General features: G+C 62.2%; 11 protein-coding genes. 3 read left to right on the top strand and 8 right to left on the bottom strand.

The window, feature by feature from the left end; translation table 11 throughout:
- Positions 1 to 3: 3 nt before the first annotated feature.
- Positions 4 to 14,058 (bottom strand): non-ribosomal peptide synthase/polyketide synthase, encoded by a 14,055-nt coding sequence (locus ACLBW8_RS16685; RefSeq protein WP_447805873.1) that lies wholly within the window; start codon positions 14,056 to 14,058, stop codon positions 4 to 6.
- Positions 14,059 to 14,267: 209 nt separating this feature from the next.
- Between ACLBW8_RS16685 and ACLBW8_RS16680 the strand changes: the two genes are divergently transcribed.
- Together ACLBW8_RS16680 and ACLBW8_RS16675 are read left to right on the top strand one after the other, a co-directional pair.
- Positions 14,268 to 14,519, top strand: a complete 252-nt coding sequence (locus ACLBW8_RS16680) for a type II toxin-antitoxin system HicA family toxin (protein ID WP_447805872.1) — start codon at positions 14,268 to 14,270, stop codon at positions 14,517 to 14,519.
- Positions 14,516 to 14,881, top strand: a complete 366-nt coding sequence (locus ACLBW8_RS16675) for a type II toxin-antitoxin system HicB family antitoxin (RefSeq protein WP_447805871.1) — start codon at positions 14,516 to 14,518, stop codon at positions 14,879 to 14,881. The genes ACLBW8_RS16680 and ACLBW8_RS16675 overlap by 4 nt, the downstream gene beginning before the upstream one ends.
- Here ACLBW8_RS16675 and ACLBW8_RS16670 read toward each other — a convergent pair.
- The gene (locus tag ACLBW8_RS16670; RefSeq protein ID WP_447805870.1) at positions 14,864 to 16,054 is read right to left on the bottom strand and encodes an MFS transporter; all 1,191 of its coding nucleotides are present in this window, start codon (positions 16,052 to 16,054) and stop codon (positions 14,864 to 14,866) included. The genes ACLBW8_RS16675 and ACLBW8_RS16670 overlap by 18 nt on opposite strands.
- Positions 16,055 to 16,196: 142 nt before the next feature.
- Between ACLBW8_RS16670 and ACLBW8_RS16665 the strand changes: the two genes are divergently transcribed.
- Positions 16,197 to 16,790, top strand: a complete 594-nt coding sequence (locus tag ACLBW8_RS16665; protein WP_447805869.1) for a TetR/AcrR family transcriptional regulator — start codon at positions 16,197 to 16,199, stop codon at positions 16,788 to 16,790.
- Here the strand turns inward: ACLBW8_RS16665 and ACLBW8_RS16660 are convergent.
- The 6 genes from ACLBW8_RS16660 to fmdA form a co-directional block, all read right to left on the bottom strand.
- On the bottom strand, positions 16,774 to 18,129 hold the full coding sequence (locus ACLBW8_RS16660; RefSeq protein WP_447805868.1) for an MATE family efflux transporter: 1,356 nt from the start codon (positions 18,127 to 18,129) through the stop codon (positions 16,774 to 16,776). The genes ACLBW8_RS16665 and ACLBW8_RS16660 overlap by 17 nt on opposite strands.
- A 25-nt stretch (positions 18,130 to 18,154) precedes the next feature.
- Complete coding sequence (locus ACLBW8_RS16655; RefSeq protein ID WP_447805867.1) at positions 18,155 to 18,727, bottom strand: DUF2239 family protein; 573 nt, start codon at positions 18,725 to 18,727, stop codon at positions 18,155 to 18,157.
- 67 nt (positions 18,728 to 18,794) lie between these two features.
- Positions 18,795 to 19,751, bottom strand: coding sequence for an AAA family ATPase (locus ACLBW8_RS16650; RefSeq protein WP_447805866.1), 957 nt, complete (start codon positions 19,749 to 19,751; stop codon positions 18,795 to 18,797).
- A gap of 3 nt (positions 19,752 to 19,754) precedes the next feature.
- Positions 19,755 to 20,798 (bottom strand): aliphatic amidase, encoded by a 1,044-nt coding sequence (locus tag ACLBW8_RS16645; protein ID WP_064452752.1) that lies wholly within the window; start codon positions 20,796 to 20,798, stop codon positions 19,755 to 19,757.
- Between the two features lie 15 nt (positions 20,799 to 20,813).
- Positions 20,814 to 21,161 carry an FmdB family zinc ribbon protein gene (locus tag ACLBW8_RS16640; protein ID WP_447805865.1) on the bottom strand — a complete coding sequence of 116 codons (348 nt, stop codon included), beginning with the start codon at positions 21,159 to 21,161 and terminating at the stop codon, positions 20,814 to 20,816.
- 2 nt (positions 21,162 to 21,163) lie between these two features.
- A complete protein-coding gene (fmdA, locus tag ACLBW8_RS16635) occupies positions 21,164 to 22,393 on the bottom strand; it encodes a formamidase (protein ID WP_048728217.1) in 1,230 nt (409 codons plus the stop codon).
- Positions 22,394 to 22,440: the final 47 nt, after the last annotated feature.

The following is a 22,440-nucleotide window of genomic DNA, read 5'->3' as shown; positions in this document are numbered from 1 at the left end:
GGTTCAAATCGCCTCTAGTTCGCTCAAAAAGTCACGTAGATCATCAAAATCTTCCACGCTGCCCGCGCGGAAAGTGGCGGCGGCCTGCACATAGGCACGCAACGTTTCGGTCTGGAACACTTCGACCAATGGCACTTCCAGGCCCAACTCGACCTGGACCCGCGAAGTAATCTGGATCGCCAGCAAGGAATGGCCGCCGACTTCGAAGAAGTTGTCATCCAGGCCCACTTGCGGCAGGCGCAGCACTTCGGCCCAGATCGCCGCAATCTGCTGCTCCAGTTCGGTTTCGGGTGCCACATAGCGTTGCTGCATCAGGCTCGCATCCGGCGCGGGCAAGCCTTTACGGTCGAGTTTGCCGTTGGGAGTCAGCGGCATTTGCGCCAGGAACATGAAGTGCGTGGGCACCATGTAATCCGGCAGTCGGGTCTTGAGCGCACGGCGCAGGGTGTCACGGAATTCGGCCTGGTTGATCAGCGCGGGATCGGCCGGTACGACATACGCCACCAGCTGCTTGCCGGTCGGCCCTTCCTGCGCCACCACCACGGTTTCACCAACGCTGTCCTGCTCGCGCAGACGGGCCTCGATTTCACCCAGCTCGATGCGAAAACCACGAATCTTCACTTGATGGTCGACACGGCCCAGGTAGTCCACCACGCCGTCCGGGCGGCCACGGGTCAAGTCGCCGCTGCGGTACACACGGCTGCCGGGTTTGCCGAACGGGTCCGGCACAAAACGCTCCGCGGTCAGCGCCGGACGCTCCAGATAACCCCGGGCCACGCCCTCGCCGCCCAGGTATAACTCACCGGCCACGCCGATCGGTTGCAGGTTCAACTGCGCGTCCAATACGTAGCCACTACGGTTGCCCAGCAACGTGCCGATAGGCGCATAGACCGCGCCGCAAGTGTCGCCCTTGCGCGCCTTCCACAGCAGCGGCGTGACCACGGTTTCGGTGGGGCCGTAACCGTTGAACAGGTAGGTCGGTTTGAGCGCACGCCAGGCCAGGTCGTAGCTCGCCTGCGCCACCGCATCACCACCAAAACAATACACGCGCACGGCCGGCGGGTTGCCGTCGCGTTCGGCATGCTCGGCCAGTTGTTGCAGGTACACCGGCGGGAACACCGCCATCGTCACGTTATGGCGGTGCATTTGCGCGTAGGTGTATTCCGGCAGCCACAGGCTGTCATCGCGGATCAGCACGCTGGCGCCGTTGATCAGCGGGTGCATCCAGCCTTCGTGGGAACCGTCAAAGGCGAAGGACATGAAGTGCAGTTCGCAATCGGCCGGGCCGGTTTCATAGCGTTCGCCGGTGGCGATGATATGCGCCACGAGCGGTCCGTGCGACACCGCCACGCCCTTGGGCATGCCGGTGGAGCCGGAGGTGTAGATCACGTAGGCGAGGTTGTCGCCGTCCAGTGCGACCTCTGGTGCGGTGTTGCTGTAATCGGCCCAGTCCTCGGTGCGATCTATCGCCAGTGTGTTCAGCCCTTCAGGTATCGGCAATTGCTGCAACACGCGGGTGTGAGTCAGCAACAGTTGCGCGCGGCTGTCTTGCATCATGTACAGCAGGCGATCACGCGGGTATTCCACGTCCAGCGGCACATACACGCCACCCGATTTCATCACGGCCAGAAACGCCACCATGATCTCGGCACTGCGCGGCATGGCGATGGCCACGCGCACTTCCGGGCCCACACCACGGGCGATCAGCGCACGCGCCAGGCGGTTGGCCTGGCCGTCGAGCTCCCCGTACGTCAGCGTTTGCGCATCGAACTTCACCGCCACCGCATCGGGTGTTTCCCGAGCACGGTCGGCGACCATTTCGTGCACCAGGCGCTTGGCCGAGAAGCCCGAACCAGTGCAATTCCACAGGTGCAGAATGTGTTGTTGCTCATCAAGACTGAGCAGGTTCAGTTGCCCGATGGCCTGCTGCTGATCGTCCACCATGCTCTGCAACAGGTTCTGCCAATGCCCGGCCATGCGTTCGATGGTGGTGTGTGCAAACAGATCGGTGGCGTAACTCAGGGATGCACGCAACGCCTCGCGGGATTCCTCCACATCCAGCGCCAAATCGAACTGGGCGACGCCTTCATCCCAGCTCAACACCTCGACCTGCAACCCGGACAAACGCTGCAAATGAATGCCTGCCGACGTCACGCGGTGGTTGAACAGCACTTGGAACAACGGGCTCAGGCTCATGCTGCGTTCGGGCTGCAGCGCTTCCACCAGTTGCTCGAACGGCAGGTCTTGATGAGCCTGCGCTTCCAGGGACCGTTGGCGCACCTGACGCAACAGTTGCGCCACGCTCATCTGGCCGTTGATGTCAGCCTTGAGCACCTGTGTATTGACGAAGAAACCAATCAGCCCCTCGGTTTCAAGGCGGTTGCGGTTGGCGATTGGCACCCCGACGCGCACGTCTTCCTGGCCGCTGTAGCGATGCAGCAAGGCCTGGTAGGCCGCCAGCAACACCATCGGCAACGTGACTCCAGCCTGGTTCGCCAGGCTGCGCAAACCGGCCAACAGCTGCGGCTTCAACTCAACACCGAGACGCGCACCACGATGGGTTGGCATCGCTGGGCGCTGATGGTCGAACGGCAGCTCCAATACCGGCTGCTCGCCGCCCAACTGCTCACGCCAGTAAGTCAGCTGGCGCGTTTTCTCGCCGGCTTCCATCCAATTGCGCTGCCACAGCGCGTAGTCGGCGTACTGAATCGGCAAGGTCGGCAACTGCGGCGTGTGGCCGTCGCTGAAAGCCGCATACAGTTTCACCAACTCCTCGACCATCAACTGCATCGACCAGCCATCGGAGACGATGTGATGCTGTACCAGCACCACGACGTGATCGTCGTCGGCCAGGCGCAACAACTTGACCCGCAGCAACGGCCCACGCAGCAGGTCGAACGGTTGGGCGACGGCCTCGGCCACCTGCCCCTTTAGCCCGGCTTCGTTGGTATCGCAACGTTCGATTTCGATCAAGCCCAGGTCTTCAATCACTTGCACCGCGCCGCCGGCCTCCTGACGCAGATGCGTGCGCAGACTTTCATGACGCGCCAACAGCGTGTCAAAACTGCGTTGCAGCGCGGCCACGTCCAGCGCGCCTTTCAAACGCAGGGCACTGGGGATGTGGTACGCCGAGCTTTGCGGGTCTAGTTGCCAGAGGAACCATTGCCGCTCCTGGGCGTAAGACAGCGGCAAGGGTTGTGTGCGGTCGGCCTTGAGCAGGGCCGGTGCGGTGACGCCCTCCTCGCCCAATGCACGCACAAAGTCACTGAGCACAGGCTGTTCGAACAGGGTCTTGAGCGCGACTTCCAGCGCCAGTGCCTGGCGTACTCGCGACACCACTCGCGTGGCCAGCAGCGAGTGTCCGCCCAGCTCAAAGAAGTGATCGTCGAGGCCCACTTGCGGCACCTCCAGCACATCAGCCCAGATGGCCGCGACTTGCTGTTCGCGCTGACTGACAGGCGCCTTAAAGGCTTCGAGCAACAGCTCGGTATCTGCCTTGGGCAGCGCCTTGCGGTCGAGCTTGCCGTTCGGGGTCAATGGCAGGCTATCAAGGAATATAAGCTGTGCGGGCACCATGTAGTCCGGCAGGCGCTCGCGCAACGCTGCCTTGTACTGGTTACGCAGCGCTGCCTGCTGTTCGGCAGCGAAAGTCACCAGGTAGGCGATCAAGCGGTCGTTCTCAGCCAGCACCACGACTTCACGCACTGCCGCGTGTTCGCGCAGGCAGGCTTCGATTTCGCCCAGCTCGATACGGAAGCCGCGCACCTTGACCTGATGATCAACCCGACCGATGTACTCGACCACGCCGTCGGGGCGATAGCGTGCGAGGTCGCCGCTGCGGTACAGGCGTTCGCCCGGGGCACCATAAGGGTTGGGCACAAAGCGTTCTGCGGTCAGCGATGGTCGCGCGTGATAGCCGCGCGCCAGGCCAACGCCGCCGATCAACAATTCACCGGCAGCGCCCTGCGGGCATGGCGTCAGCCCGGCGTTGAGAATGAACAACGAGGTGTTGGCAATCGGTCGCCCGACAAAAGGCTGCGCTTCTGACAGACGATGGGCAGCCGACCAGACAGTGGTTTCCGTCGGGCCATAGAGATTCCACACGGGGCCCCGCAGATCGAGCAAGCCTTGGGCAAGGTCGACCGGCAGCGCTTCGCCGCCACACAGGCACTTGATGCCCTGCAACAGGTGGGCGCGCGGGCTTTCCAGCAGCATGCGCCAGGTCGATGGGGTGGCCTGCAGCACACGGGCGGATTGGTTGTGCACCAGATCGATAATCGCCTCCGGGTCGAGGGCCAGTGCCTGGCCGCTCAGCAGCACCGTGCCGCCGACGATCAGTGGGACGTAGAGTTCCAGGGCGAAGATGTCGAACGAGAAAGTGGTCAGCGACAGCACCCGCGCGTCGGAGCCAATCTCCAGGCTACCGGCCATGCCGCAGGCAAAGCTGCACAGCGCCTGATGACGGACCATCACACCCTTGGGCCTGCCGGTGGAACCGGAGGTGTAGATCACGTAAGCCAAATGCTCCGGCGTGATATTTACCTGCGGGTCATGGTCGGCACCGCTCGCGTCTACCGCGTCCACCCACAGCACCTGCAGACCGTCCGGTTGTGCCAGGCGACCGTTCAAGTGTGGTTGGGTCAGCAACACCCGGGCGCGGCTGTCTTCCAGCATGAAGGCCAGTCGATCTGCCGGGAACTGCGGGTCGAGCGGCACATAAGCGCCACCCGCCTTGAGGGTCGCCAACAGACTAACCACCATGTCTACCGAGCGCTCGACATGCACGGCCACCAACACGTCAGGGCCAACGCCCGCCGCAATCAGACGATGAGCCAGGCGGTTGGCGCGGCAGTTGAGTTCGCGGTAGCTCAGGGCGTCGCCATTGAATTGCAGTGCACTCGCGCCCGGCGTTGCCAACACTTGCGCTGCAAACAGCTGATGCACACAGCGCGTCTGTGGGTAATCGACGGTGCTGTCGTTCCAGCCATGCACGGTCTGTTGCCATTGCTGCGCGCTGAGCATCGGCAGTTCATCCAACACTTGCGAAGCATCACTCACGACGGCGCGCAACAGGTTCTGCCAATGCTGCGCCAAGCGCTCCACGGTCGCGGGTTCGAACAGGTCGGTGGCGTAGGTCAGTGACGCCCACAGGCCTTCAGCGGATTCTTCGGTTTCGAGGCTCAAGTCAACTTGCGTGGTGTGGCCTGCCCAATCCAGCGGCTGCAACGCCAGGCCTGGCAGGCGCACAGGGCCGGCCCGCAGGGTGTCCTGATGATTGAACATCACTTGGAACAGTGGGTTATGGCTGAGGCTGCGCTCCGGTTGCAGCGCTTCTACCAACTGCTCGAATGGCAGATCCTGATGGGCCTGCGCCTCCAGGGCGCGCTGCTTGACCTGGGCAAGCAATTGGCTGAAGGCCATGTGCCCATCGAGGTCGCCCTGAAGCACCTGAGTGTTGACGAAAAAGCCGATGAGCCGCTCGGTTTCAAGGCGATTGCGGTTGGCGATCGGCACCCCGACGCGCAGCCGGGACTGGCCGCTGTAGCGATGCAGCAGGGTCTGGAACGAGGCCAGCAAGAGCATGAACAGTGTCACGCCCTCACGCTGGGCCAGCGCCTTCAGGTCGTTCACCAGCGCAGGGTCAAGCTGGACCTGCTGCCGCGCGCCCCGATAACTCTGTACCGCCGGACGCGGGTGGTCCAGGGGCAGTTCCAGCACCGGATGCTCATCGCCCAGGCGCCGTTGCCAGTAGTCGAGCTGGCGCTGTCTTTCACCTGCCGCCATCCAGTTGCGTTGCCACACGGCATAGTCGGCGTACTGGATCGGCAGTGCCGGCAACTGAGCCTGGCCCTGATACAGCGCCACCAGCTCATCCACCATCACGTGCATCGACCAACCGTCGGAGATGATGTGGTGTTGAGTGATGACCAGCACATGGTGTTCGGGTGCGATCACCAGCAGTTTGACGCGCATCAGCGGGCCGCTGCGCAGGTCGAATGGGCGCTGAATTTCCTGCTCCACACACTGCTGGAGCGTCGCAGCCTCTGCCCTCGCCTGCTCGACAGGCATTGCCAGAGCGGGATGGATTACCTGCCAGGTCTGCTCACCGTCTTCAACAAAAGTGGTGCGCAACGGTTCATGGCGCAACACCAGCGCCTGGCATGCACGCTCCAGCGCGCCGATATCCAGTTCGCCGCGCAGATGCAACGCCGTGGGCACGTGATACGCCGCGCTGGCAGGGTCTAACTGCCACAAAAACCATTGGCGTTCCTGGGCGAACGACAGCGCCATCGGCTGCCCGCGCTCCAGGGCCACCAGCGGTTGCGCACTCTGCTGATGCAAGCCTGAACACAGCGTGGCGAATACTTCCAGCGTCGGTTGCTCAAAGAGTGCGCGCAGCGGGACTTCACGCTTCAACTCATGCCGCACACGGGAAATCACCTGGGTGGCCAGCAATGAATGGCCACCCAGCTCGAAGAAGTGATCCGTGAGGCCCACCTGCTCGACCTGCAACACCACTTGCCAGATCGTTGCCAACTGCATTTGCAGTGGGCTTTGTGGCGCCACATAAGCCTGTTGACGCAGGTTCAGGTCGGGCGCCGGCAGCGCACGGCGATCAAGCTTGCCATTGTGGTTCAACGGCAACGCGGCGAGCAGCACCCAGTGGCCCGGTACCATGTAGTCCGGCAACGATTGGCGCAAGGTTGCCGCCAGCGTTTGCGCATCCAGAGTCTGCCCATGGGCAGGCACTGCATAGGCGACCAATTGCATGCCGATAGCGCTCGGCTGGGCGATGACGGCGGCTTCACGCACCTGCGGCAAGGCTTGCAGGCAGGCCTCGATTTCGCCCATTTCGATGCGGTAGCCGCGAATTTTCACCTGATGGTCGATACGCCCGACGTACTCCAACACCGCTGCCTCGTTGTAACGGGCAAGGTCGCCGCTGCGGTAAAGCCGTGCGCCCGGCACACTGGAAAACGGGTCCGGCAGGAAGCGTTCAGCAGTCAATGCCGGGCGGTCGAAATAACGCTGGGCCAGGCCCGCTTCGGCGCCAATGCACAACTCGCCGACGCCGTCGGTGGCCAGCAGCTCGAACCCGCTGTCGAGCACATACAGCGAGCGACCTGCGATCGCCCGACCAATCGGCACACCGAACGCATCACTGGCATCCGCCAGTTGGCACTCGTGCACGCTGGACACCACCGTCGCCTCGGTCGGCCCATAGGTATTGACCAAGCGCACATCGCCCAGCCCCGCCGCGTGCCAGGCGCGCACGCCTTCCACCGACATGGCCTCGCCGCCCACATGCACTTGGCGCAGGTTGCCCAAGGTGCGGCGGTCCAGCGCACATTCCTTGGCCAGCAGGTACCAGTAGGCCGCCGGCAAGTCGGCCAGGGTCACACCCTGCTCGACGATCTCCTGTGCCAGCTGCCCGACGTCCCACAGTTCATCGCCGCGCATGATCAAGGCAGCGCCCACACACAGCGGCGGGTAGCACTGCTCGACAAACCCGTCGAAACTGAACGTCGCAAATTGCAGCACGCGGTCTTCGGCACACAGGCGGCTGTACGCCTCGGCGCTGTCGCAGAACTGGCCGAGGGCGGCATGGTCGATGGCCACGCCTTTGGGCTGGCCGGTAGACCCGGAGGTATAGATCACGTAGGCCAGGTCGGCAGCCGCCGCCGAGTTGGCTGGATTGGTCGCCGGGTAATTGGCCAGCTCTTCACCGCACGCGCTGAACGCCACGCGCATCAGCCCTTGCGGCAGCGGCAGATCGGTGAGCAAGCCGGTTTGGCTGAGCAGCAGGTCCAGGCGACTGTCCGCCAGCATGTAGGCCAAGCGTTCGGCCGGGTATTTTGGGTCCAGCGGCACGTAGGCCGCGCCAGTTTTGAGCACCGCCAGCAGGCTGACGATCAACTGCGGCCCACGCAGACTGGCCAGGCCCACCCGTTGGCCCGGCCCTACGCCGAGTTCCACCAGGCGGTGGGCCATACGGTTGGCTCGCGCGTTGAGCTGGGCATAGCTCAGGCGCTCACGGCCCGCCTGTACCGCCAGTGCGTCAGGTGTGGCGTGGGCCTGCGCGGCGATGCGCTCGTGCACACGCTGATGACGCTGGGCACCGCCGAGCGATTGGCTGAGTGCGAGCACCTCGTGTCGTGTGTCGGCATCCAGCAGCTGCAAGTTGCCTAAAGGTACGTGCGCGTCCGCCACCAGTTGCGTCAGTAGGTGACGCAGGTTAGCGCCCAACCGCGTGACCTGTTGCTCGCTGAAGCGGGCTCGGTCGTAGCTGAATTCCAGGCGCAGACTGACACCCAGCTCGACGCCCAGGGTCAGCGGGTAGTGAGTGCGCTCATGGTTGTGCAGCCGGCCGAATGTCAGGCCTGCGGGCGCGCCTTGCTTGAGCGCTTCGGCCACCGGGAAGTTTTCAAACACCAGCAAGGTGTCGAACAACGCCGCGCCTTGCTGACCGGCCCACGCCTGTATGTCGTAGAGCGGCACGTGTTCATGGTCGCGCAAGCTGAGGTTCAGGGCTTGCAACTCACTGAGCCAAGCGCTGGCCGATTGAGCGGGCGAGGCGGCACTGATGATGGGCAAGGTGTTAATGAACAAGCCCAGTTGCTGCTCGATTCCCGGCAATGGCGCTGAACGCCCGGCGACGGTGGCGCCGAACGCCACGCAATCCTGGCCGGTGTAGCGTTGCAGCAACAGGCTCCAGGCGCCTTGCAGCACCGTATTGAGCGTGACTTTTTGTTGGCGGGCGAACTCGCCGAGGGCCTGGGTAAAGTCGTTGCCCAATGCCACTTGATGGTCAGCCATGCCCACGCCGTCGACCGGTGCCCGCAGGGCCTGGGCCAGCAACGCTGGCGCTTGCAACGGCGCCAGGGCATTTTTCCAGAAGGTCTCGCCGCTGGGTTGCTGTTGCAGCCAGCCGAGGTAATCGCGGAACTGCCCCAGCGGCGCCGCCAGCGCCTGGCCTGCATAGTGGGCAATGACTTCGCCAAGCAGCTGCGCGTTACTCCAGCCATCCATCAGGATGTGATGACTGGTGAAGATGAAGTGCCAGGTGGACCCGGCGCCGCGAACCAACATCAGGCGAAACAGCGGCGCGGCGTTTAGCTCGAAACCGCGTGAACGCTCGGCATCGGCCAGCGCATCGAAGTCGACAGCCACGTCTTCGATCACTTGCAATTGCACGTCGACCTGACGCTGGATCACCTGGTGGGCACTGTCCAGGCCCAGCCAGTGGAAGCTGCTGCGCAAGATGTCATGCCGGTCCAGCGCCGCTTGCCACGCACGGCCGAAGGCAAGCAGATCCAGGCCTTCAATATCCAGGCGAAGCTGGTTGATATAGGCCTGCGCCTCGGGCTCATACAACGTGTGGAACAGCATGCCCTGTTGCATTGGCGATAGTGGGTAAAGGTCAGCGATTTGCGGGCCGGGTACGGGCAGTGCGTCCAGCTGCTGTTGGGTGAGGCGTGCCAGCGGGAAGTCCGACGGCGTCACCTGCCCTGCCGGCGTTTCGCAGCAATGTTCGATCAACGCCTTGAGTTCCGTGGCGTACTCATCCGCCAGGCGCTGAATGGTCGCAGCCTTGAACATCTCACGGCTGAAGCCCCATTGCAGGGACAGCTCCCCGCCGTACACCTGCCCTTCCAACGTCAACCAATTGGCCAATGGGGCTTCAGGGTCTTGAGCCTGGCCGCTGCCTTGCGCGGCCGGTACGAACAGTGCCGAGTCGTTGAACTGGCGGTCGAACTGCCCCAGGTAGTTGAAGGTAATGCGCGGCGCGGGCAAACCAGCCAGGGTCTTGTGCGATTGCGGGTTGCCCAGGTAGCGCAGCAGGCCGTAGCCCACGCCCTTGTCCGGGACGGCGCGCAGTTGCTCCTTGATCGACTTGATCGCGCTCGACAGATCGCCATGGGCCTGCAAACGCACCGGGAACAAACTGGTAAACCAACCGACAGTGCGGCTTAGATCGAGGGTGTCAAACAGGTCTTCGCGACCATGGCCTTCCAGCTGGATCAACGCGCCGGCCTGGCCGCTCCAACGGCTGATCACCCGCGTCAACGCGGTCAGCAACAGGTCATTGACCTGGGTGCGATAGGCCGCCGGCGCGTCCTGCAGCAGTTGGCGGGTTTGCTCGGCATCGAGACGGGTTTCGAGCTTGGCGCCCAGGCGATTCTGCAGGCCACCTTGAGGGTTGTCGCACGGCAGGTCAGCGTCGCAGGACTGCGCCTGCCAAAAAGGCAGTTGGTCCTGGAGAGTGTGCGCATGGGCCTGCAACTGCTGCGCCCACTGCTGGTAGCTGCTGGTCTTGGCCGGCAATGCGGCTTGGCGATAAGCCTGTTGCAGGTCTTCAAGCAGGATGCGCCAGGAAACACCGTCGACCGCCAGGTGATGGACCACCAGCAGCAGGCGCTGGCTGCCATCGACCATCTGCACCAAGGCTGCGCGTAACAGTGGGCCGTGCTCCAGGTCCAGGCTGCGCTGGGCTTCATCGCATAGCGCAGCCAGCTCGGCGTCGGTGCTGACGGTGGATCGCCACAGTGCGGATTGCGTGATCGGAGCGCCGTGGGCTTGTTGCCAGCCAGCGGCTTGCTGCGTAAAACGCAGGCGCAGCGCATCGTGATGGTTGATCAGGTGCGTCAGGGCTGCATCCAGCCGAGCAGGCTCCAGCGCTTCGCGCGGCGTGAGCAGCAGCGACTGGTTCCAATGGTGACGGGCCGGGATTGCCTGGGCGAAAAAGCCGTGCTGCACGGGCGTCAGGATTGCTTCGCCGGTCACCGGGCCTTGATCAATAACGGTCGCCTGTTCAAAGCTCGCCACCAGCGCCAGGCTGCGCACGCTCTGGTACTGGAACAGGTCGCGAGGGCTGAGGCGAATCCCCGCCTGGCGGGCGCGGCTGACCACCTGGATGGAGATGATCGAATCGCCGCCCAGCTCAAAGAAGTTGTCGTCCAGGCCGACTTGCGGGGCGCCGAGCACATCACCCCAGATCGCAGCCAAGGCTATTTGAAGCTCAGTCGAAGGAGCAATAAACGCTTGTTGCGGCGCTGCATCGGGCAGCGGCAGCGCCTTGCGGTCAAGCTTGCCATTGGCGGTCACCGGCAGTTTTGCCAGGGTCACGAAGTGAGTCGGCACCATGTACTCCGGCAAGCTGCTGAGCAGCCACGCCTTGAGGTCCGTGGGCTCTTCGTTCTCGAGTACCAGGTAGGCGACCAATTGTTTACCGCCCTGTACCAGCACCACCGCCTCACGCACCGAGGGATGCTGCATCAAGCGTGTTTCAATTTCGCCCAACTCGATACGCAAGCCGCGCAGCTTGACCTGATGATCGAGACGGCCGAGGTAGTCGATTACGCCGTCGGCTCGCTGACGCACGCGGTCGCCGGTGCGGTAAAGGCGCTCGCCGTTGACGAACGGGCTCGACACAAACCGCTCGGCGGTCAGCGCCGGGCGGCGGTGATAACTGCGCGCCAGGCCAGTGCCGCCCAGATACAGCTCGCCGGACACACCGGCCGGCACCGGGTTCAGCTCGGCGTCGAGCACATAGGTGGCGAGGTTGGCGATCGGGCGGCCGATGGGCACGCTGTCGGCACCTTCATCCACACAGGTCCAGTGGGTCACGTCGATCGCGGCTTCGGTGGGGCCATACAGGTTGAACAAGTCGGCCCCTGGCAGCTTGGCGAACACCTGCACTTGCGCATCCAGCGGTAAGGCTTCGCCACTGCAAACGATACGCTTGAGGCAGGTGCAGGCGTGTACGCCCGGCTCATGGATAAACGCCTGCAGCATCGACGGCACAAAGTGCAAGGTGGTGATGGCGTGACGGCCAATGGTTTCGATCAGGCGCGCGGGTTCGCGGTGTTCGCCAGGCGCGGCGACGACCAGACGTGCGCCGGTCATCAGCGGCCAGAAGAACTCCCAGACCGAGACGTCAAAACTAAACGGGGTTTTCTGCAGGACTGCATCGCTGGCATTCAGGCCATAGGCCTGTTGCATCCAGCAAAGACGGTTGACCAACGCACGATGGCTGTTGCCGGCGCCTTTGGGTTTGCCGGTGGAGCCGGAGGTGTAGATGACGTAGGCCAGGTTGAGCGCGTGGATATCCACGGCAGGCGCTTCGATGCTGTAGCCCTCGAGCCAGGCCGGCGCTTGGTCCAGGGCAATCACCTGGAGGCCTTCAGCGGGCAGCAACGCCAACAGGCTGTGCTGGCTGAGCAGCAGCGTGATGCCGCTGTCTTCGATCATGTAGGCCAGGCGCTCCCGAGGGTATTCCGGGTCCAGCGGCACGTAGGCGCCACCCGCCTTGAGGATCGCAAGCAAACCCACCACCATTTCGACGGAACGCTCGACGCAGACCCCCACCAGCACATCCGGGCCGACACCTCGCTCACGCAAGGCATGGGCCAACTGGTTGGCGCGGGTGTCGAGCTGGGCATAGGTCAACGTGGTGGCGCCAAATACCAGGGCTGGCGCGTGCGGCGTGCGCTGCACCTGGTCTTCGATCAGTTGATGAATACCCACGTCGGTCGGGTACGCCTCGGCGGTCTGGTTCCAGCGATGTACCAGGCTTTGCTGCTCATCAACATCCAGCATCGGCAGCTCGCCGATACGCTGTTCCCCATCGGCCACCATGGCCTGCAACAGGCTGATCCAGTGCCGGGCCATGCGCGCAATGGAGGGCGCGTCGAACAGGTCGTTCGCGTAGGTCAGCGCGGCGTACAGGGTGCCGGACTTTTCATAGGTATCGAGGGTCAAGTCGAACTGCGTGGTACGGCCCTGCCACTCCACGAGTGCCAGCTCCAGACCGGAGGCGGTGCTGACCGAGGCGATGTCCGCGACCACCGGCTGATGGTTGTACATCACTTGGAACAGCGGCGTATGGCTGAGACTGCGCTCGACTTTCAGTGCTTCCACCAAGCGTTCGAATGGCAACTCCTGATGGTCCTGCGCGCCCAGCGCGTGCTCCTTGATGCTTTGCAGCAATTGGGCAACACGGGTCTGCCCGGTCAGCTCCGTGCGCAGCACTTGGGTGTTGACGAAGAAACCGATCAGCCCTTCGACTTCACTGCGGTTGCGGTTGGCGATCGGCACGCCAACACGTATATCGCCCTGCCCGGTGTAGCGATGCAACAGCACGTTGAAGGCGCCCAGCAGCAGCATGAACAGCGTGACGTTGTGCTGTTGCGCGCAACTGCGCAGTTGCATGGCCAGGCCCGCGTCGATCGAAAAGTTATGGCGCGTGCCCTGATAGCTGGGCATGGCCGGGCGCGAGCGATCCGTCGGTAACTCCAATACCGGATGCTCATCACCAAGACGCGCCTGCCAGTATTCCAGCTGACGTGCCTGCTCCCCCGCTTCCAGCCAGCGACGCTGCCAAAGGGCGTAGTCGCTGTACTGGATCGGCAACGCCGGCAATTGCGGCGCCTCGTCGCGCTCGTGGGCGTCATAGCAGCGGATGAACTCGTCGATCAGCACATTCATCGACCAGCCGTCGGAGACGATGTGGTGCAGGGTCAGCAGCAGCACGTGCTCCTGCGCGTCGAGCTTGAGCAACTGCACACGCAGCAACGGGCCGTGCTCCAGATCAAACGGCAGCAGCGATTGACGTGTTGCCGCGTCATTGACGGCCTGCTCGCGCTTATCGGGGACCAAGGTGCTGAAGTCCAGACGCTCGACGGCCAGCGACGGCTCTATCGCCACCTGAATCAGGCGCTCATCGGCCTGGCGCTGGAACACCGTGCGCAAGGTTTCATGCCGAGCCACCAGGCTGGCGAACGCTTGCTCCAGCGCCCCGAGGTTGAGTTCACCCTTTAGCCGCACGGCGCCGGGCAAGTTGTAGGCACCACTGGCCGGGTCCAGTTGCCAGAGAAACCACATGCGCTGCTGCGCGTAGGACAGCACCTGGCGGTCCTCCACGTCCACCCCTGCAGGAATCGGAAACCGGGAAAAGTCCACGCCTTCTTTTTGCAGGGCCTGTAGGAAAACCTGGCGTTTTTCCAGGGGCAACCCGATAAACCGGCGAGCAAGTTTCAAGGAGTCTTCAGCATTCATTTCTTGGAGTCCGGAGCAATAGGCGGGAAGCACAAAGGCACGTCGTCCCTATAAAACGAACCGGGCGGGGAAAAATTAGCGGGGGGTGGGAGGCGTGGAGCGAGGTGTCATCAAGGGTTACATCAATCTTGGGAAAGACACACAAACCCGAGTTAGCATTGACGGACACCACTTTTTGCAACTACATTTAGTTACACGCAGGGATCGCCGTGTCAAAAAATGAAAAGCTGCTCGCCAAACTGCTCAACGAGCACATGGCCTTTACCTGGCCAGAGCTCGTAACGCTGCTGCATCGCTTGGGCTACACACAGATTGAAGGGGCTGGAAGCCGCGTCAAGTTCGACATCGGCGACCCCAGTGCAATGATCAGCTTGCACAAGCCTCACCCCGGCCACGAACTGAAACACTACATTCGGCGCCAGATCATCGAACAATTGAAATCAGGAGAACTGATTCAGTGAACAACCAACTGAAATACAAAGGCTACATCGGCTCTATCGAAGCCAGCCTCGAAGACAACTGCCTGTTCGGCAAGATTCTGTTTATCAAGGCCTTGGTCAGTTACGAAGGGAAAACCGTCGCAGAGTTGGACGCTGCGTTCCGTGAGGCAGTCGATGACTACCTCGCGACATGCCACACACTGGGGCAAACGCCGGAGAAGCCTTGCAAGGGCTCATTCAACGTACGGGTCGGCCATGACCTGCATTTGGCGGCGGCACTGGCCGCGACCCGTAAAAAAGTCACGCTCAATGACCTGACGCGCCAGGCGTTGAATGAGTTTTTGCAACATCACTGCACAGAACCTCTACCCGTGCTCGGTTGACGGCCCCAACCGCCGATACCCAAGTGCTGCCGAGCCCAGCACAATCGCACCGGCCACCAACGCCACCCAAAATCCGCTGGTAGCACCGAAATGATCGATCATCCAACCGGAGCTGGCAGCGCCAATGGCCACGCCGATGCTCAGGCCGGTGATCAGCCAGGTCATGCCTTCGGTCAGGCGGCTGGGCGGCACGACCTGCTCCACCAGGGCCATGGACACGATCAAGGTCGGGGCGAAGAACAAACCGGAAATAAAGATCGCCACCGCCAACCCGGTGATATTGGTCACCAGCAGTAACGGTAAAGTGGTCAACGCCGTTGCCACGCCGCAGAACAGAAACTGGCGGGGCAACGGCGCCTTGAGCTTAAGGATGCCAAATGCCAAACCCGCCAGGCACGAACCGATGGCATACACCGAAAGCACGATGCTTGCCGCTGCCGGTTGGCCTTGATGTTGGGCAAAGGCCACGCTGACCACATCCACGACGCCGACGATCACGCCCATGGCCAGCAGCAGGATCATCAGGATCAGCACCGAAGGTGAGGCGATCAGCCAACCGCCGTGATGCCCCGTGTGCTCATGCACCGGTGGTTCTGTAGCGCGTTGCAGCACGAAGGTCGTGACACCCACGGCCAGCAACACTGCCGCTACCAAAGGTCCTGCCTCCGGAAAGAGCACGACACACAGGCCTACGGAGATCGGCGGGCCAATGATGAAACACACCTCATCCAGCACCGACTCCAGGGCAAACGCGGTTTGCAACCTGGGCTGACCGCGCAACAACTCGGTCCAACGTGCCCGCACCATGGCCGACATATTCGGCATACAACCGGCCAAGGCGGCGAACAGGAACAAGGTCCAGCTCGGCGCCTGCAAGCGCGTGCACAGCAACAACAGCAGCAACGCCCCGCCACCGATCATTGCGGCGATCGGCAGTACCTTGCCCTGGCTGTGCCGGTCTACCAGCCGCGACACCTGCGGCGCGCAAAACGCCGTTGCCAGGGCGAACACCGCCGCCACCGCGCCCGCCAGGCCATAGCCACCGTGTACTTGCGAAAGCATGGTAATCAGGCCGATGCCCGTCATCGATATCGGCATGCGCGCAAGCATGCCCGCCAAGACAAAAGCCCTGCTACCTGGGACCTGGAACAACTCGGCATAGGGATTTGCCATCCTGCTTAACCTCTTCCTTTGCGCCTTGAAACTTGCTATCTGCAGTTATCAAGGCAATATACATACGGCGCGTATGTGTCGGAGCATGCGTAACATACGCACCGTATGTCAATCACTCACTAGCCCAATGCGAGCCTTATCAATGAGCCGAGTCCGTACCGAAATCATCGACGACACCCGCGCCCGGCTGATCGCCAGTGCCCGCGCGGCCTTCGCCACGCATGGGTTCGCCAACACGTCGATGGACGATTTTACCGCTCGCGCCGGCCTGACTCGAGGCGCGTTGTACCACCACTTCGGTGACAAGAAAGGTTTGTTGGCCGCGGTGGTTGCGCAACTCGACAGTGAGATGGACGCACGCTTGCAGCACATCACCGAACAGGCCCAGGACCCCTGGCGCGGTTTTTGTGATCGCTGCCAAGCCTATCTGCGCATGGCCCAGGATGGCGAGATCCAACGCATTGTGTTGCAGGATGCGCCTGCCGTATTAGGCGATACAGGCTGCCAACAACATTGTGTGGAATCGTTGCGCCAATTGCTGGAGGCGTTGATGCAGACCGGTGCCATCCTGCAAGCCCCCAGCGTCGCGCTGGCTCAATTGATCAATGGCAGCCTGGTCAATACCGCCTTGTGGATCGCCCGGGATGAACACCCAAGCGATCGCCTGGAAGAGGGCCTGTCGAGCCTGGAACTGTTGCTGCAAGGCCTGAAGCAGCCCATCACACCAGCCGTTTGATCTGCTTGTGCCGCCACACCAAACGGTAATAGGCCGTCTGCAATGCGAGCATCGCCAGATACGTCACCGGAAACGCCATCCATACTCCTTCGAGGCCGAAGTGCGCATTGAACAGGTACGCCATCGGCAGCTCCACGCAGAGTACGCAAAAGATCGAAATCGCGACCGGCATCAGCACCACGCCGCTGGCACGCATGATTCCGCCGATCACGGCCTGGAACCCAAAGACCAGAACGCTCCACAGCATGATGTGCAGCAAGTGCTCAGCCTTGATCCGCGCCGTGTCATCAGTGATGAACAAGCCCAGCAGCCAGTGGGACAGCAGGTAACCGAGCAGAATCAGGCCGCCGGTGAGGCAAATGTTGATCAACAACCCGGTGCGCAGGATCGGTCCGATGCGCTCCAGGCGCCCGGCGCCAATCGCCTGTGCGCCGAGGATCGATGCGGTAATCGCAATCGACAGCGCCGGGAATTGCACATAGTTGACGATCTGCGTTACCGCACCATACGCCGCCGTGGCCTGGGAGCCGTGGCTGTTGACCAGGGCCAGAATGACCAGCTCCGACAGCGACAGCACCACCATCTGTAAACCTGTCGGTAAGCCGATACGCAGGACTTTGCCGAGGATGACCCGGTCCAGGCGCAATGCCGCGAACAGTTCACGGTCCGGCGCCATCACATGATTTTTATGGCGCAGGCGCAGTATCAGAAACAACATGGCCAAGGCATTACCCACCAGGCTGGCATACACCGCGCTCTGGATGCCCATGGGCGGCAGGCCGACCCAGCCGCGAATCAGCGCCGGCGTCAGCAGCAGGCCGACCAGGGTCGAGACCATCAGCGCCAGCAGCGGTGAAATCGTGTCGCTGACGCCGCGCAGTAGTTGGGTGTAGAGGATGAAGACCAATAGCAGCGGCATGATCAGCATCATTGCCTGGGCATACCCCACCGCATCGTCGAGTACGTCAATCGGTGTACCTAACGCCTGCAACGCCGGGCGCGCGAACAGGCTACCAAGAACTGCCGCGATCAACCCCACCAGCGCCCCCAGTGTCAGGGTCGCACCGGTAATCACCTTGACCAGCCCCGTTTCCTGGGCGCCCCACGCCTGGCCGATCAGCACCGAAGCACCCGCCCCGAGGCCAATCACCAAGGCAATAAAGAAAAACACGATGGGGAACATCCCCGACACCGCCGCCAACGCCTGGGTGCCCAGCATTTGCCCGACATAGATGCCGTTGAGGGTGCCGGAAAAGCTTTGCAGAAAGTTGGACAGCACCATCGGTGCCAGAAAAATCAGGTAGATCTGCCACAGCGGCCGTTGTTGAGTGACTTCCATGGTGGTTCGAGTCCCGGAATTATTGTTAGACGGGGAAAGCATTGCGCGACAGCCAGGCCAGGTAAGTCTGCACGTCTACCGGCCAATGCGCGACCTTGCGCGAAAAGTCGGCCGCATCCTCAGCAAACAGCGCACGTGAAGCGTCTTCAAAACCCGGCAAGTTGCCGCCGATGGCATTCATGAAACGGTAGCTGGATTCTTTGGCCTGGCGCATCTGATCACGGGAGGCGCTGGTGTTGCGCGCCTCATCCACCAACCGGCGCAAGGCCGCTGAAGCGCCGCCGCGTTGCTGGCCCAGCCACTCCCAATGGCGAGGCAACAACGTGACCTCCCGCGCGACCACGCCCAGCTTTGGGCGACCGACCGAGGGGGCCACGGGCGGCTCGTCATCGGTTTCAGTGTGTGCGGGTTGCGCTGGCACGTAACCGAGTGGCCACGGGTAATCGACCTGGGTGCCGGTAGCGTCGTCGAACACCAGGAAGCTGCCCATCGGCAGGTCAAGGCCTGCCAAAACAGTCGCAACTTCGGGATAACTACCAGCGGCCACGCGCTGCTGTTGGACAAAGGCGGTGCAACGGGGAGTGTTTTGCGTAGACATGGATTATTACCCGGGCTTTATTTGTTTTACCCGGATCATATTAGCCTTAATTTTTCGGTACGCAAGGTTATTTTCGTGAAACGTTCAAACGCTCGCCGTGCAGTGTCGCCCGCATCCCTTGCACCGTGGGGTCTCTCAGCAGGCACTCGGCAATCGCCGGCTCCAGCTCTACCCGCAGGCGGCGGCCCAACGCCCGTGCGCCGAACCGTGCATCGTGCTGGCGACACAGCCACATCCTTGCCGGCGCATCCACGCTTAACGAACGCTGATGCGCCGCCAAGCGCAGGTTGAGTTTCTCCAGTTCCACCTCCAACAGCGCGTCCAGCCAGCGGCTGTCGATAGGTTCGAACATCAGGATGCGGTCGATACGGTTGAGAAACTCAGGCTCGAAGTGGCTATGTAACGCGTCTTCGAGCACGGCCGCCTCGTCCCGCACAAAGACGCGCAGCAAGCGCCGCCAGCCCTGGGCAAACCGCTGACGATGACGACGTGCCTGTTGCGCGCCGATATTGCTGGTCATGAAGATCAGGCTGTTGCGAAAGTCCAGGGTGCGCGTACCACCGGCCAACGTCAGCTGGCCGTTTTCCAGAATGCCGAGCAGGCTGCGCACCACTTCCTGGCTGGCTTTCTCCAGTTCATCGAACAACACGATACCGGGTCGACTGTAGCTGCCTTGGATCAACTCGCTGTTGAACAAGCTGATGCCCTCCTTGCTGCCCACGTACCCCGGCGGCGCGCCGGTCAGTGCGGCGGCGTAATGCTCCTGGGCCAGGGTGTGCATGTCGATACGGCAAAAGCCGTCGGTGCGACCGTGCAACGCCTGAGCGAGCAGGCGCACGATTTCGGTTTTACCGACGCCGGTCGGCCCCATGAACAGGTTGACGCTCAAGGGCCGGTCCCGCTCACCGATGTCGGCCTTGACCACCTTGAGCAAACTCTCAACCTGGGCCAGCGCGGCCTCCTGCCCAACGATACGGCTACGCAGCAATGCCATCACCTGGGCCGGTTCAAAGGTAAAGCGCATGCCCTACCCCACTGATTTTTCTTTTCCGCCATGGGGCAACTGCCCCACCGGGCACGCGGCGACGCCCACCGTGCTGCGGGTGATTTTCTCGACATTCTCCTGGGCCTTTTGCGCGTCCAGCACCCAGGTGCGGTAGAACTCGAAGGGGCAGTCGGCCACACCCTTGTCGCCATCGCCCGAGGCGTGCATGCCGGTGTAGCCACGGTGCAGCAGCTTGAACAAGTGATTCTGCGACTGGTCGTTGGCCCGCGCATCGCGGATCTGTGACACCGAAAGCTGGGCGTATTGAATGCCCATCTCCTCCTCACCACACTCCCCCAATGTGCGCCCATCAAACCCGATGATCGCCGAGTGGCCGAAGTACGAATACACCCCGTCGAACCCCGCCGCATTCGCCACGGCCACATAGCAGTTATTCGCCCAGGCCATGCTCTTGGACATTTGCACCTGCTGCTCCTTGGCCGGGTACATGTAGCCCTGGCAGCGCACGATCAACTCGGCGCCCTTCATCGCGCAGTCGCGCCAGATCTCCGGGTAATTGCCGTCGTCGCAGATGATCAGGCTGATCTTCATGCCTTTGGGCCCCTCGCACACGTAGGTGCGATCCCCTGGGTACCAGCCTTCGATAGGACACCAGGGAATGCACTTGCGGTAACGCTGCACGATTTCCCCGAGGTTGTTTATCAGCACCAGCGTGTTGTAAGGCGCCTTGTGCGGGTGTTCTTCGTGACGCTCACCAGTCAGGGAAAACACGCCCCACGTATTTGCCTGACGGCACGCCGCCGAGAAAATCGCCGTCTCTTCGCCAGGAATGCTTGCGGCGGTGGCCATCATCTCATCGTGGTCGTACATGATGCCCATGGTGCTGTATTCCGGGAACACGACCAGGTCCATACCCGGCAGGCCCTGCTTCATGCCGAGAATAATCTCGGCAATTTTCTTTGCGTTATCGATGACCTCGGCCTTGGAATGCAGGCGCGGCATCTTGTAGTTCACCACCGCGACACCAACGGTGTCCGGGCTGCTGGAAATATCGCCATGACGCATAACAACGCTCCTGGTCTAGTGACTGATCATCCACGGCCGTGGCCCGGTCCTGGTCTTGAGGCCCAAAGGGTTGGCCTTACTCGGTTCCACCTGCTTGCTGGTGCTGCAGCAGCTGCAACCCGCTGGGTGCTTTCGGCTTTCCTGATACTCACCGACGGTTTGCGGCGCGTGGGCGCTGCGCTCGTTGCCGGCCATAGCCTTGCGCTGGTTGGCCGACAGGGTTTGCAGCGCCGGTGCCGACACCCTCAGTTGCCCGCCCGGCCCCTCACAGTAGGGACACTGGCTGGGTTCGTTGCGCTGGGCGATTGGCCGCAGCATCGTGAAAGTGCCGCACGTTGGGCAGGCGTATTCGTAGGTCGGCATGGCTACAGGTCCGGGGCGATGGGCAGGTCGATACTGCCGTCGAGGAATTTCGTCGGGCCATTGGCATTGGGGTTGATGTCGAATTCAAAGATTTCCGTCGGCAACCACAAGGTGGCGCAGGCATTTGGAATGTCCACCACGCCACTGATGTGCCCCTGCACCGGCGCCGAACCGAGCAACGCGTAACCCTGGGCCGGTGAGTAGCCGAACTTGGTCAGGTAGTTGATCGCATTCAGACAGGCCTGGCGGTACGCGACGTTGACGTCCAGGTAGTGTTGCTGGCCTTGCTCGTCCACCGAGATGCCTTCGAAAATCAGGTAGTTCTTGTAGTTCGGGGTGATCGGGCTCGGCTTGAATACCGGGTTCTTGATCCCGTACTTGGCCATGCCGCCCTTGATCAGCTCGACCTTCATATGCACCCAGCCGGCCATTTCGATGGCGCCGCAAAAGGTAATTTCACCGTCGCCCTGGCTGAAGTGCAGGTCGCCCACCGACAGCCCGGCACCGTTGACGTAGACCGGAAAGAAGATCTTCGATCCGCGGGACAAATCCTTGATATCGCAGTTACCGCCATGCTCACGCGGCGGTACTGTGCGCGCGCCGGTCGCAGCGGCGGCGTCACGCGCCTGGCCCTTGAGCTTGCCCATATGCGCGGTGGCCGCCAACGGCGCATTCGCCAGCGGCGGCACGCGGGTGGGGTTGGTGTCGATCAGTTCCTGCTCGCGGCGGTTCCAGTCGGCGAGCATCACCGGGTCGGGCAGGCAACCGATCAGGCCAGGGTGGATCAGGCCGGCAAAGTTAACCCCTGGTATGTGCCGCGAGCTGGTGAACATACCCTTGAAGTCCCAGATGGCTTTTTGCGCGCTGGGGAAATGATCGGTGAGGAAACCACCGCCGTTCTGCCGCGAGAAGAAACCGTTGAAGCCCCACTGCGAATCGGCCTTGGCGCCGATGTCGAGCAAGTCCACCACCAGCAGATCACCCGGTTCGGCGCCGTGCACGCCCACCGGGCCTGACAGGTAATGCACGGTGGACAGGTCCACATCACGCACATCGCTGGCGTCGTCGTTGTTCTTGATCGCGCCGGCGGTCCAGTCGTAGGTCTCCAGGATGAAGTCATCGCCGGGCTTGACCCAACAGGCCATCGGGATATCCGGGTGCCAGCGGTTATGGATATTTTCGTTTTCGGTGACAGGCTGGTTGAGGTCGACTTTGATCAGCGTTTCGGTCATGGACTGGCTCCTGGACGGATGGCTTGGTGCGTTCGATCCAGTCTCGT

This window comes from Pseudomonas sp. M5A4_2d (genome assembly GCF_053345295.1).
Note: the sequence above shows the minus strand (reverse complement) of the source record. Positions and strands in the feature narration are given on the sequence as shown.

What these genes read in the sequence shown, in the direction of transcription:
- fmdA (WP_048728217.1), bottom strand. Translation starts at nt 22,393, where the DNA reads ATGACCGAAACGCTGATCAAAGTCGACCTCAACCAGCCTGTCACCGAA.
- ACLBW8_RS16670 (WP_447805870.1), bottom strand. Translation starts at nt 16,054, where the DNA reads ATGGCAAATCCCTATGCCGAGTTGTTCCAGGTCCCAGGTAGCAGGGCT.
- ACLBW8_RS16660 (WP_447805868.1), bottom strand. Translation starts at nt 18,129, where the DNA reads ATGGAAGTCACTCAACAACGGCCGCTGTGGCAGATCTACCTGATTTTT.
- ACLBW8_RS16650 (WP_447805866.1), bottom strand. Translation starts at nt 19,751, where the DNA reads ATGCGCTTTACCTTTGAACCGGCCCAGGTGATGGCATTGCTGCGTAGC.
- ACLBW8_RS16655 (WP_447805867.1), bottom strand. Translation starts at nt 18,727, where the DNA reads ATGTCTACGCAAAACACTCCCCGTTGCACCGCCTTTGTCCAACAGCAG.
- ACLBW8_RS16640 (WP_447805865.1), bottom strand. Translation starts at nt 21,161, where the DNA reads ATGCCGACCTACGAATACGCCTGCCCAACGTGCGGCACTTTCACGATG.
- ACLBW8_RS16645 (WP_064452752.1), bottom strand. Translation starts at nt 20,798, where the DNA reads ATGCGTCATGGCGATATTTCCAGCAGCCCGGACACCGTTGGTGTCGCG.
- ACLBW8_RS16665 (WP_447805869.1), top strand. Translation starts at nt 16,197, where the DNA reads ATGAGCCGAGTCCGTACCGAAATCATCGACGACACCCGCGCCCGGCTG.
- ACLBW8_RS16685 (WP_447805873.1), bottom strand. Translation starts at nt 14,058, where the DNA reads ATGAATGCTGAAGACTCCTTGAAACTTGCTCGCCGGTTTATCGGGTTG.